Source organism: Acetobacter aceti NBRC 14818 (assembly GCF_000193495.2).
In the GTDB taxonomy this organism is placed as follows: domain Bacteria; phylum Pseudomonadota; class Alphaproteobacteria; order Acetobacterales; family Acetobacteraceae; genus Acetobacter; species Acetobacter aceti.
Genome location: NZ_AP023410.1, coordinates 2,517,451 through 2,530,197, shown reverse-complemented (window position 1 = coordinate 2,530,197; position 12,747 = coordinate 2,517,451). Strand labels below are relative to the sequence as shown.

Here is a 12,747-nt window from a genome sequence, read left to right as displayed (position 1 = left end):
TTTTGTTGTCGAAGGAATACTCTGTAAAGCGACTCGCTGTTATGGACGCCACGTTTTAAAAGCATGCTCCAGCCTCTGCCATCCAGCTTCCGAACGAGGCAATCCAAATCGAATATCGGTCAGCCTTTCTGAAAAAGATCGTGTAACAATACCCTGCTTACATAAATGAGACCATAAGTCGAGCGCCTCATTGCTTCTGGCAAGAGCAAACAAGCTGGTATGTCCGACAACAGAAATATCCATTTTCCGACAAAGAATTAAAAACCTTTGCATATCACAGACAAGTTTCATTTTCTGTTGATCCAGCCACTCCCGATCATTCAGAGCCTTGCATCCTATGGTAATCGCAGCCGTTCCAACGGCCCATGCACCAAGCATACTCCTCATACGCTCAGCCAGAGTTTCCGCAGTCAGCAAAAAACCCAACCGAACACCGGGAAGACCATAAGTTTTTCCAAAAGACCTGAGAACACTCAAGGCAGGATGTGGAAGATAGGAAGTTACGCTGATATGATTTTCAAAATCAGCATAGGCTTCATCGATAATCAGATGGCTTCCCACACGCTCGCAACGTTCAGCCAAAGCCAGAAGAGCCAGCGGATCGTGGCGACGTCCATCCGGATTGTTCGGATTGCATAGAATACCAACACGACCGGGTCGCGCTGTTTCTTCCCTGAACCTCTCAATCTCACTGACGGTATGAACATCAGAACCAGCATTGCGCCATGCAGTCGCATGGCCACTGTAAGTGGGACCGAGCACAATGACCTGTCTGCTTTTCAGCACATAAGGAAGCAGAGAAATCAGAAGCTGCGTTCCCGGACCAGCAACAACAAGCTTTGGCGACTGTACGCCGTATGCCTGCATGGCCGCATCAATCAGTCTTTCTTCTTCTCCCTGCTCGGGAAGGCGGACCAGATCAGTTTGCTGTAATTTTCCGAATGGATAGGGATAAGGACTGATACCTGTCGAGAGATCAATAAATGGCTCTGGAGCTTCTGGAAATGCCCGCATGACCAGTTCAACCTGCCCGCCATGCTCAGGGATTTCTGGCAGAACAGTCATGACCTTTTCACTACACGAGCCAATGCCAGCAACGCTCCGATATCAACATGCTTTTCGAGATGATCAGCCCAAGAATCCAGAGCTTCTTCCACGTCCTCAACGTGATCTCTCAATGAGCCCGTATCCAGACCGATCCTGTTCAGCAAAGCCTGTCTTGCTGCACCATTGGACAGCACCCCATGCAGATAGGTTCCCCATATACGACCATCGGCCGAACAGGCCCCTTCATTCTGCCCTACTATTGACGCAAATGGTCGTTCACATGCGGCACCTGTTGTCCGACCCATGTGAATTTCATAGCCACTGACAGGAACATTTTCAGGAAGAAGCAGTCCCTCCACTTCGATAAGCTGCTTATCCGACGTCAGGCATGTCGTCACATCCAGCAAACCCAAGCCCGCTGTTTCAGTCATGCTTCCTTCCACGCCGTCAGGATCAGAAATCAACTGTCCCAACATCTGGTAGCCACCACAGATTCCCAGAACAGCCCCTTTCCGTCGGACATGTCCGACAAGATCTACATCCCATCCCTGATTTCTAAAAAACTTCAGATCAGAAATTGTTGCTTTCGATCCGGGCAGAATGACAAGATCGCAAACAGGCAGTGACTGACCAGACTCAACAATCAGAAGATCCACAGCGGGCATCGCATTCACTGGGTCAAGATCATCGAAGTTGGCGATGCAGGGCATATGCGGTACGACAACTCTGACCCGTGCGCCGCGTTTGGAAACCGTCTGCAAATCGGCAGCATCCTCGGCAGGCAGAGCACGCACGGCATCACAGTACGGGACCAGACCAAGAGCTTCCCACCCTGTCCGATCAGCAATAAAATCCATGCCATCCGCAAATAATGAAGGATCACCCCGCATCCGGTTTACAATAAACCCCTTGATCCGATTAGAGTCTTTTTTATCACAAACCGTCTTCGTTCCCACAAGGCTGGCTATGACTCCACCCCGGTCAATATCGCCGACCAGCACGACATCCATATCCGCCGCCTGTGCAAAGCCCATATTGGCAATATCATGTGCACGCAAATTGATTTCGGAAGCAGACCCGGCCCCTTCCACCAGAACAATATCCGCCTGATCGGCCAGTCCGTAAAATGCGTCGAGCACCTCAGGCATCAATGTGGGTTTGATCGAAGCATATTCCTTCGCCTGAAAAGCTCGCTGAACCTTTCCCCGAACAACAAGTTGCGCACCGACGTCACTCTGCGGTTTCAGCAACACGGGATTCATATCCACGGTTGGCGGCACACCGCAGGCCCGCGCCTGCAATGCCTGTGCTCTTCCGATTTCGCCACCATCGGCAGTCACCGCGGCATTGTTGGACATGTTCTGAGGCTTGAAGGGCCGCACACGCAAACCTCGTCTGGTCAACACCCGAGCGAGGCCTGCCACCAGCACAGACTTGCCGACACTGGAGCCGGTTCCCTGAAACATCAGCGCACGCGCCATCAGAATTCGATACCTTCCTGCGCTTTTACGCCTGCCTTGAAATGATGCTTCACAAGCGTCATCTCCGTGACCAGATCAGCTGCTTCCACCAGAGCAGCTGGGGCGTTGCGGCCGGTTATCACCACATGCTGCATGGTCGGACGCGCCGCGAGATCCTCAAGCACCATTTCCAGCGGCAGATAATCATAACGTAAGGCGATATTCAGTTCGTCCAGCACAACCAGTCCCACATCTTCGCGACGCAGGGCAATGCGCGACACTTCCCACGCACGAACTGCCGCCGCAATATCCCTGCCTTTATCCTGCGTTTCCCACGTAAAACCTTCGCCAAGCGTGTGCCATTCAAGCAGATCATCAAACCGCTCAAGCGCGATTTTCTCGCCTGTGGACCAGGCTCCCTTGATAAACTGAACCACAATAACCCGCTTGCCGCGCCCCAGCATCCGCAAGGCCAGACCGAACGCTGCTGTCGACTTCCCTTTCCCCGGGCCTGTATTGATGGCGAGAAGACCTTTTTCAATGGTCTTTTCAGCAACTTCCTGATCCTGCACTTCCTTGCGTCGCTGCATCTTCATCTGATGTCGCTGGTTGTCTGCCTCATCAGTCATGCCTGTTTTTCCCATTCTGCCATCACATGAAAATACGAACCGGAAACCAGACCACGCTGCCCACCAGCTGGCCCAAGTTCTTTCCCAGTTCCATCAAAAAGATTTACGAGAGGCTGATCTGAACCGAGATCAGTCACCTGAGCGTAATGAAACTCATGTCCCCGAAAACGTGTTCCTGCTTCTCCCAGCGCACAGGATGCGCGTAGCACAGCTTCACGGTAGCCCAGATTGATCTTTCGTTTTGCAAAACTAGTGACATGACCAAGCAGATCAGCCATTGGATGAAGGATGCCTTGCGCATCTTCCAGCGCCTTTCCCAGCACCATGAACCCGCCACACTCACCATGAACCGGACGAGATTCTGCAAACTTTCTCAATCCATGATGAAAGTTTCTGGCCGATGACAAGACGCCAGCATGTAATTCAGGATATCCTCCCGGCAACCAGCATACATCGCACGACGGATCAGGAGCTTCATCCGCTAACGGTGAAAATGGCACAATTTCCGCACCGGCTTGTCGCCAACTCTGTGCGATATGTCCGTAAAAAAACGAAAAAGCCGCATCATCAGCTAAGGCAATCCGCTGTCCGGGAGGCGACATAGCCACAACCGGTGAAGCACTTCCCACGGACAGTGGTTTTGCCACCGCCAGCAGGACGTCCATATCCAGCGCCTTGACAGTCCGATCCGCCAGATGGCGCAATACTGTCTGCAATTCGGACTGTTCCCGCGCCTGCACCAATCCGAGATGACGTTCCGGCAACACCAGCGTCTTATCTCTCATAAACGCACCCAATACGGGCAGACCAGCGGACTGAACCGCACCTGCCGCCATAGCAAGATGACGCGGTGAAGCAACCTGATTGAGAATAACGCCCGCAATCCGCACATGCGCATTCAGCGTTGCAAATCCATGCGCTACGGCGCCAGCCGATTGGCCCTGCCCCGAAACATCGAGCACAAGCACGACAGGAATCTCAAACCGGGCAGCAATGTCGGACGGTGCTCCGCGTGCTCCTTCTGGCTCCATCAGGCCATCGAACAGCCCCATGGCGGATTCCACAATCAAAAGATCCGTGTCCTGCAAAGCATCTGACAGCAATCCTTCAAGCACGGGCGAAGGCATTGCCCAGCTATCGAGATTGAAACTTGGTTGTCCTGTCACTGCTTCATGAAAAGCTGGATCAATATAATCCGGTCCTGTCTTGGCCCCTCTCACCCGTATACCTTGTTCTCTGAGAGCTGCCAGTAATCCCAAAGTTACTGTTGTTTTACCACCACCTGATCGCGGTGCTGCAATCATGAGAGCCTTCGGCATCATGCCCGTCACAGCAGTTTTCGAAATCGTGCTCATACCTGGCCACCCAAGCTATCATACGCACTGTTTTTCCGGGGATGCCACAGACCCCGTCGCAGCATTTCCTTGAGTCGGTCGTGAATAGCCTGATGTGCGGCAGGATTCGCTGCTTTTATGAAAGAATCAGTGTCAGAATCGGCCAGCATCGCATCAAACACCAGATCGAACTGATGATCGAACCGCGTCGGCAACATTGCTGCAAAAGCAGCCAACGCATCCACTCCGCGCGACATTTCCGCAGCTCCCCGATAGCCATGTCGTCGCATCCCGGACAGCCAACGGGGATTTGTCAGTCGTCCTCTCACGACACGGACAATTTCTGCCTCTGTATTCCGCAGCTTCGGACCATCGGGATCTGATGTATCGCCGTGCCACATAACCGGTTTCTTATCGAGGAATGCCGCGACAGCAGCCAGTCCGCCTTCATGCGCAGCCATGTCAGACGTTTCCAGAATATCCGTTTCGGCATGATCCTGTATGTGCAGAATAACATCCGCCTGCCCGATCTGACGGCTCAGACCGTCATTATCCTGAAACTGATCCTGCTCCTTGTCATAACTCCAGCTATTGGCATCAAGATACGCATTCGCGAGATCAGCGCGCTCCGTCCAGCTTCCTGTCTGCAAGACATTTTCCAGACCGGTGCCATATGATCCGGGTGCAGGCCCGAAAACACGTGAAGGAACAGAAGTGTTGTCTACACAAGCTGCGGCGAGCGGATTCCAGTCGTCACTTTCCCGGCGCGCAGCAACAGCTTCAACTGCCTGTCGAAAAAGACCAATTTGTGCTGGGAAGGTATCCCGGAAAAAACCGGAAACACGCAATGTGACATCGACACGCGGACGATCAAGCACCGGCATGGGAACAATATCGATCCCACTGACCCTGCCACTGGTGCGATCCCATAAAGGCTTGACCCCCATCAACAGCAACGCAAGCGCCAGATCCTCTCCACCAGTCCGTAAACTTGCCGATCCCCACAGATCCATGACCAAATGACGCAGCGGCTCGCCTTCTTCCTGCAAATGCCGCGTCAAAATCTGCTCTGCCTGCGCACGAGCCAGTTCTACGGCAACAGGCGTTGGAATCGCCCGAGGATCAATTGTGAAAAGGTTTCTACCTGTGGGCAGGACATCAAGACGCCCACGTGTCGGTGCACCAGCTGGACCGGGCTCAACAAAGCGCCCTTCGAGTGCCGCCAGAAAAGATTCACGCTCCTGCTGAGCGCTGAGAACAAGGCGCTGTGTCACGCTCTCCTCATCAACACCGGAGCGATTCGAAACCGTTTTTACAAGATCATTACTTTTTGGAGCCATCTGTCCGAAGACATGCAGCCCATCACGAATCTGGAGGTCCTTTACGTCGCAGAGATAGGCATCCAGTCGAGCAAGCGCTTCAGCTTCATCGCCTTCTGCGGATCGAACACCACTTTCCGCCAGTACACCTATGCTGGATGCCCGGTTGAGAATATCACGACGCAGCAATGTCACACGACGACGATCCATCCCGTCGGCTTCTGCATATTCATCGATCAATGCTTCAAGTTCCGCCATATCTCCGAAGAGACCTGCTTTCATCACCGGCGGTGTCATATGCCCGATGGTTACGGCACCCAGACGTCGTTTCGCCACCGCCGCTTCACCGGGATTGTTGACGATAAATGGATAGATCACCGGCATGCCTGCCGTCAGGACAGACGGGCAGCAACTTTCGGACAATGCGACCGCTTTTCCCGGCAGCCACTCCAGCGTACCATGCGCCCCCAGGTGAACCATAGCGTCAATCTTACAGACCAGACGCAGCCACAGATAAAAAGCGATATAGCCGTGACATGGCGGTACATCCGGGTCGTGATACTGCGTTTTTCGATCCTCATGCCGTCCCCGGTCCGGCTGCACGGCGATCACCACATGCCCCAAATGGCAAAAGCGGAAACAAAACAGACCATCTCGTAATAACGGCTCGTCCTCCGGCTCGCCCCATGCAGCCATAACCGACAGACGAAAAGACTCAGGCAGGTCCTCAAAATGACGCCTGTAGTCAGAAAGAGACCAGACCGTGCATTCTGTTCCTTGCGTCAGCGTTGTGACCAACCTCTCAGAATCAGCGTTCGCAGAGTCACCGCAATTGTAGCCCGCATCGCGTAACATCTCCAGAATACTGGACAGACTGGCAAAGCTGTCCAACCCGACAGCATGCGCAACCTGTGCTGAGACACTTGCCTCACTTGCTCCGGGATAATCGGACAGGATGATTGCCAGTTTCATGTCTGCTGCAGCGAGATGTCCAAGACGCGCCCATCCCAAAGCCTGCCGCACCGTGGCATCGATCCCCGATCGCCATGCTTTACGACGCGCCGGATGACCGGGCGTCGCCTCCTCCTTGAAGGAAATGGGAGCCGTCGCAATCCGGCCGTCCAGTTCAGGCAGGACAATCTGCATGGCCAGATCGGACTGGCCTAGGCCCCGAAAGCTCTCTCGCCACGCGCCTTCAGTGGACGCAGGCTGTACAAGCTGCAGAATCGTTACACCAGCCGCCTCAAGAGGGGATGTCACCATACCTTCTCCCCTGACAGCGAAGACCGTCGCATTGAGCACGATGTCGGGTGCCGCTGCGAGCAGACGGTCTTCAATCCACGTTGCGACGTCTGCCTGTTTCAGGGATGAGACAAACAGGACTTCGGTCGCCATGCCGTGCTGTTCAAGCTTGTCAGCCAGCCCATCGATAGCATCTGTGTCACCCGACAGCAGATGCGCCCGATAGAAAACCAGTGTGGCACGCAATGCGAGATCATTACGGGCGTGTCGGTAAATACCCGCAGCCGGAAGAACCTCAGGCAATGCGCCGTCATCTTCACCCAACCCAGCGGTATAACGCATGAGTTTCAGGGCTTCATTAGTATTGCGTGGACCGCTTTCTTTCAGAAAACCGCTTAGCCGTAAGCAGATTTCACTTTCTGCGGTGGACCAAGCGGCGATCTGGGTATCTTCCCGATCATCACCGGGCAGCAGGATAAACGGAATTTCCTGGGAACGGCAGCAGGACGCTACTTCCTCAACACCATAGCGCCAGTATTCCAGTCCCCCCAGCAGACGGATCACCGCGCACCGCGCATAGGCAATGGTCTGCTCAACATACAGGTCGATCGACATGGGATGACGCAGACGAGCGAGATTCACCAATCTCAGCGAAAAGCCCGGGTCCGCCATTCTTTCGTAGGCCCGCTCAAGAGAGAGTAGATCGCTGTCCGTGAAGGACAGGACGATGACGTCAGCGGGCGCATGGCCGAGATCTTCGGCCACATCCTGTTCGTCGATGGACAATTGATCCCGGACAAGGAGGTGCATGAGAGACTCAGAGCGCCTGTAAAGCCATTTCGATAGCCTGACGATCCAGCCCTTTCTGGCCGATGACAACAAGGCGTCCCGTCCGATCGTCACCTGTCAGAGGCTTGTCGAAGGCATGACGCATCCGGTTGCCCACGCCCTGCACTGCCAACCGCATGGGCTTGCCCTTTACGGCGGCAAAACCTTTCAGACGCAGGATATCGAACTGGACCGCGACTTTAGCCAGATGCTTCACAAAGGCGTCCGCACTATTCTGCTCAGGCACAGTAACGACAAACGAGTCGAAATCATCATGTTCGTGCTCATCAGCACCGTCATGATGAGAAGGACGCGCCATGAGATCATCTTCCGCGCCAGCATCAAGTCCGAGCAGCACTGCCGGATCAAGCTTACCTTCCACGGCCCGGAGCATTACCCGCTTACGCGGCAAGAGCGCGGTGATTTCCGCCTCTACGTTTTCCAGTTCGACTTCATCCAGCAGATCGGTCTTGTTCAGAACCACCAGATCGGCCGACAGCAGTTGATCCTCGAACACTTCTGCCAGAGGATTATCGTGATCAAGGGAAGGATCGGCAGCCTGCTGGGCGGCAATTGCTTCCGGATCATCAGCAAATCGGCCAGCCGCGACCGCAGGCGTATCGACCAGTGTGATGACGCCGTCCACAGTCATCCGTGTACGGATATCCGGCCAGCCGAACGCCTTAAGCAACGGCTTTGGCAGAGCGAGACCCGATGTTTCGATCACGATATGCTCAGGCGGTTGCGGCCGGTCGATCAGGGCACGCATGGTCGGCAGGAAATCATCCGCAACGGTGCAGCACAGGCAGCCATTGGTGAGTTCAACGATATCCTCATCCGGGCAACCTTCGATGCCGCAGGATCGCAGTGTTTCACCATCGATTCCCAATGAGCCGAACTCATTGACCACGACGGCAATTCGTCGTCCCTGCGCCTGCGAGAGGAGATTTCGCAGCAGCGTGGTCTTGCCCGCTCCCAGAAAACCGGTGATCACGGTGACAGGAATCTTTACGCCAACAGCAGATGGGGACGTTGGGGCTATGGAATTCATATCGGCTCCTGTGGTGTGGGAAGCAGGGCTGGAAAGCGGCCCAGAATCATGTCGTTCAAAGAAAGCGGACGTTTGGACGGCATGACGGTGCCGGTTTTCGATGCTGCGTACAGACTTGCGTAGATCAGGAGATCGTCGGCTTTGTCGGGATTGAGATGGCCAAGCAGCCAAGCCCATTTTCCGGGCATCGAAATGGTTGCTGTGCAACCATTGCTACAGGCAGCCAGACATGAGACCGGCTGAAGAATCACACTCGCCGTATCGGCTTTATCGAGCAGTGTCTCGTAAAGTGTGCGCCCAAGCGGCACGGCTTCCGGAGCGGAGCGTCGGCATGTCACGCAAACATGCAGAGTTGGACGGTCCGTCTGAATTGTTTCGTTGGTTCCGGCAGGCAGATCATTCATGTCCTGTCCTTGCGTCCTTGCAAAAACAGGGTGCGGTCAGCAAGGCCTCCAACAGGAGGGAGCACACGAAGAGCGCGGGCCCTCATGATCCGGGCACCCCGCCGGGCCATGACACTTCATTATTTATGACGGCAGGTCTCCTGACTCACGATCGGGACAGATATCCCGGACACCCACGCCTTCCCGGAAAATTCCAGTGGCGTTCTCCCGTCACGGGAGAAAGAGGGACGTCACAAACCGTCTACAGTTGCGGGGGCAGCGCCGGAGTTGGTTTAGGACCGCACCGGCTTCCCTTTTCAGTTCCTTGCGGAACACCATCCCCATCTGTCTATCGGCGAGGCCAAGGACTGTCAAAGCAGAACACACCTCTCGCAGCATTCAATAGCAATAGAGTGCTTTCTGTCTTGTTTACTGGATATTATAAGAAATTCTCCTTTCAATTAACAATTTTATTGACTATTATATCTGTATAGTTATATATTTTCAGATAAATATATGAAATAAACTCCAAAATATATTTTTAAATACCACAAATACCTCTTTCATTATTATTTTTTCATAATGTATAATGCGCAATATTATTATATATTTATTAAAAAATAATATGTATTATTGATATATAAAATTATTGTATTACTTTTATAAAATACATATAATATTTTTACAATTATTTTATAAAATATATATTTCATAAATAAATATGAAATTGTAAATATATTTTTTATTAATTATAAAAAATCCATCCTAAATTGCATAATATTGAAATAACATTTCTATATTATGCGCCACATACCTCAATAGATTACCATAAATATACTATCAATATCGCAAATATTAACAAAAAATTAACTAATTTTCCACCATATCATTGTTGAATAAAGAAATTACCTTCTCACTTCAGAGAAACAATTGCCAAAATCACATCGGAACAGAAAACTGCAATCATTTGAAAGATTATCAGAAAGTTAAATTAATCACTTTTGCTTTCATTTTTGGTTTCTTGTTTACCTTTTTGTCTCCTTGTGGCAAAGCAATTCAGGCAGTTCAAAAAATGAACAACAAACAAAATTACGAGGTTTTCAATGGTCTCGAACGCTTCAGAGCCCTTTTGGAAATTCACGGATGAGCGTTTCGGCGTAGCATGAGGCTTCCCATGGCGATGTGGATCATGGCCTCTGCGACGTCGATCCGCTGTTCGTAGTCCTTCACAAGGCGACGCCAGCGGATCATCCAACCGAAGGTCCGTTCCACAACCCACCGACGCGGCAGGATTTCAAACCCTTTTGCTGTCTCTGACCGCCGGATGATCTCGACTGTGAAGTCGAGAAAAGTGGCCTTATCCATCAACTGGAGGCGGTCATAGGCTCCATCGGCGAACAGGTGCTTCACCCAAGGCCAGCGTTTACGAATGGCATCAAGGATCATCTGTCCTCCTGCACTGTCCGAAATATCGGCTGTTGTCAGCTGGACCAGGAGAAGGCGGCCATCCGTATCAACTGCGATGTGACGTTTCCGACCGACGATCTTCTTGCCTGCGTCATAACCACGTGTCTTTGCGTGGGGTGCCTTGATACTCTGGCTATCAATGACACCACCCGATGGACTGGTTTCGCGTCCTGCCGCTTCACGATCAAGCATCAGACAGACATCATGAATGGTCTGGAACAGGAAACGGCGCATCAGCCTGCGGAACCACCAGTAAACCGTTTGCCATGGGCCAAAATGAACCGGAAGCATCTCCCAACCGCAGCCTGAGCGCACGAGATAGCGCAGAGCATTGATGATCTCACGGAAATCGGTTGTCCGTTTCCGACCACGCCGGTTCGCAGGGGGCATCAGAGGCGCTATGCGCTCCCATTCCTCATCTGTCAGATCAGACGGATAGCGTTTCGTCTTGCGTGTAATTTCGGCCATGCGGCCTCGTTGTGCTGGCGTCCACATCCTGCCTTTGAATCACGCTCAAAACCTCTTGAAAACCTATCATAGCGAATTTCCAAAAGGGCTCTCAGGCAATGCCTACAAAACGATACTGTTCGATGATGAGAATTCATCGACATATCTCACGTCAGGCCAAAACTACATAGTCCAGAACATCGGCAGCAATGCTGCTGATCTGACCGTCTGGTACAACAATACAGCCTATATTTTCGGCAATGTTGATGTGACTATGAACGGAACCGACAGTAAAATCAGCTTTGCATCTTCTACCAGCAGCAATAACCTGACTATCACAGGTGGAAATAATACCATTTCAGATTTTGCGGGAACAGTGAACGCCGCCAATTCTGTTGGAAATACCTTTATTGACGCTACCGGTAATCTTTATACCGGAGCTTACAGTAGCTTTGTCGATGCCAATGGGGCCACCATTGTAACGGGAGCCAAATCCCAGTTCCTGCAATGCTCCAATACCACCATCACGACAGGCTCCGATTCGGTCTTTGATACGTTCAATAACGGAACGATCAATGCAGGCATAAAGACAATCGCAAATTTGATTTCCAACTCCGATGTCACGCTGGGACGTAACAGTTCAATTGTTACCCTGACCAACAGCAACCTGACGACGGACGGCACCGGCACGACCGTCGGAGCGTTGAAGAATTCGCTGGTCAACTGGGCTACAGATGGTAATGGTGACTTCGCGTCTGGCGGTTACGGTAGTTTTTACGTTACCGGTTCAATTCAGGGCACTAACTATATTCAAGGTCAATCCGTTTATGCCTCTTTTGGCACCATGGATTCAACCGCACAGCTGAACCTCAATGTCTGGGGAACGGGTTCCACCATTACAGGCGGTACAGGACATCAGTCCGTCGTCCAGGACGGCACCGGTTCGATGACTTTCATCAGTGCCGCGAGTAACTCTGGTTCCTTCACTGCTACAGGCGGCACCGGGGGTGACACATTCAAGGCTTATAGCAGCATGCAGATGACCGGTGGTTCCGGTACAGGTAATACCTTTGACATCATCAAAACGGCAGCTGGCGCTACTGATGTGATAATGGACTTCACAGCTTCCGCTCACAACGTCATTGAACTGTCCGGTTTCGGCCTTACACAGTCGGATCTGGGATCTATCCTGCAAAACGCCACCACGAATACATCAGGCACTCTGCTTAATATTGACAACCACACCTCAGTGCTGCTGTCGGATGTGCATGACAACAATTCTCTGCAGGCCAGCAGCTTCAAGTTGTCCTGAGCTTTTTGTTGATGGGCAAGTTCTGCTGGATTCACTCCAGCAGAACTCCTTTGAAGATAAGTAAAAAAGAAACGTTTTTTTGAAACGCTATATAAATAATAAATAATTAATATTTATACACTTTATAAAAGTATTTTATTAGCGTTATTTATTAAAAATAAATCGTTTAATATAATCATCTAACCTATAATATTACTAAACACGCTACATCTCTGTGATTTTACATCT

At 51.8% G+C, this 12,747-nt stretch carries 9 protein-coding genes and 1 riboswitch; of the genes, 1 reads left to right on the top strand and 8 read right to left on the bottom strand.

What is annotated here, in order from left to right; translation table 11 throughout:
* Positions 1-39 precede the first annotated feature (39 nt).
* The 8 genes from cobD to EMQ_RS11595 form a co-directional block, all read right to left on the bottom strand.
* On the bottom strand, positions 40-1,065 hold the full coding sequence (gene cobD / locus EMQ_RS11630; protein ID WP_010665784.1) for a threonine-phosphate decarboxylase CobD: 1,026 nt from the start codon (positions 1,063-1,065) through the stop codon (positions 40-42).
* A complete protein-coding gene (locus tag EMQ_RS11625) occupies positions 1,062-2,528 on the bottom strand; it encodes a cobyric acid synthase (protein ID WP_010665783.1) in 1,467 nt (488 codons plus the stop codon). The genes cobD and EMQ_RS11625 overlap by 4 nt, the downstream gene beginning before the upstream one ends.
* Positions 2,528-3,136, bottom strand: coding sequence for a cob(I)yrinic acid a,c-diamide adenosyltransferase (gene cobO / locus EMQ_RS11620; protein ID WP_010665782.1), 609 nt, complete (start codon positions 3,134-3,136; stop codon positions 2,528-2,530). The genes EMQ_RS11625 and cobO overlap by 1 nt, the downstream gene beginning before the upstream one ends.
* Entirely contained in the window at positions 3,133-4,455 is a 1,323-nt protein-coding gene (locus EMQ_RS11615) for a cobyrinate a,c-diamide synthase (RefSeq protein ID WP_026200057.1), read from the bottom strand. The genes cobO and EMQ_RS11615 overlap by 4 nt, the downstream gene beginning before the upstream one ends.
* Before the next feature lie 32 nt (positions 4,456-4,487).
* On the bottom strand, positions 4,488-7,841 hold the full coding sequence (gene cobN, locus EMQ_RS11610; protein WP_010665780.1) for a cobaltochelatase subunit CobN: 3,354 nt from the start codon (positions 7,839-7,841) through the stop codon (positions 4,488-4,490).
* A 7-nt stretch (positions 7,842-7,848) separates the two neighbouring features.
* Positions 7,849-8,910, bottom strand: coding sequence for a cobalamin biosynthesis protein CobW (cobW, locus tag EMQ_RS11605; protein ID WP_010665779.1), 1,062 nt, complete (start codon positions 8,908-8,910; stop codon positions 7,849-7,851).
* A complete protein-coding gene (locus EMQ_RS11600) occupies positions 8,907-9,314 on the bottom strand; it encodes a DUF1636 family protein (protein ID WP_010665778.1) in 408 nt (135 codons plus the stop codon). Before EMQ_RS11600 ends, cobW begins: the two co-directional genes overlap by 4 nt.
* Positions 9,315-9,427: 113 nt before the next feature.
* Positions 9,428-9,648: riboswitch (cobalamin riboswitch) on the bottom strand.
* A gap of 782 nt (positions 9,649-10,430) precedes the next feature.
* On the bottom strand, positions 10,431-11,255 hold the full coding sequence (locus EMQ_RS11595) for an IS5-like element IS12528 family transposase (protein WP_081617470.1): 825 nt from the start codon (positions 11,253-11,255) through the stop codon (positions 10,431-10,433).
* Here EMQ_RS11595 and EMQ_RS11590 point away from each other — a divergent pair.
* Entirely contained in the window at positions 11,209-12,519 is a 1,311-nt protein-coding gene (locus tag EMQ_RS11590; RefSeq protein WP_190653913.1) for a hypothetical protein, read from the top strand. The two genes, EMQ_RS11595 and EMQ_RS11590, sit on opposite strands and share 47 nt — an antisense overlap.
* Positions 12,520-12,747: the final 228 nt, after the last annotated feature.

Bases quoted from the DNA above. Each gene is read 5' to 3' on its own strand.
- cobD (WP_010665784.1), bottom strand. From the start codon at position 1,065: ATGACTGTTCTGCCAGAAATCCCTGAGCATGGCGGGCAGGTTGAACTG.
- EMQ_RS11625 (WP_010665783.1), bottom strand. From the start codon at position 2,528: ATGGCGCGTGCGCTGATGTTTCAGGGAACCGGCTCCAGTGTCGGCAAG.
- cobO (WP_010665782.1), bottom strand. From the start codon at position 3,136: ATGACTGATGAGGCAGACAACCAGCGACATCAGATGAAGATGCAGCGA.
- EMQ_RS11615 (WP_026200057.1), bottom strand. From the start codon at position 4,455: ATGCCGAAGGCTCTCATGATTGCAGCACCGCGATCAGGTGGTGGTAAA.
- cobN (WP_010665780.1), bottom strand. From the start codon at position 7,841: ATGCACCTCCTTGTCCGGGATCAATTGTCCATCGACGAACAGGATGTG.
- cobW (WP_010665779.1), bottom strand. From the start codon at position 8,910: ATGAATTCCATAGCCCCAACGTCCCCATCTGCTGTTGGCGTAAAGATT.
- EMQ_RS11600 (WP_010665778.1), bottom strand. From the start codon at position 9,314: ATGAATGATCTGCCTGCCGGAACCAACGAAACAATTCAGACGGACCGT.
- EMQ_RS11595 (WP_081617470.1), bottom strand. From the start codon at position 11,255: ATGTGGACGCCAGCACAACGAGGCCGCATGGCCGAAATTACACGCAAG.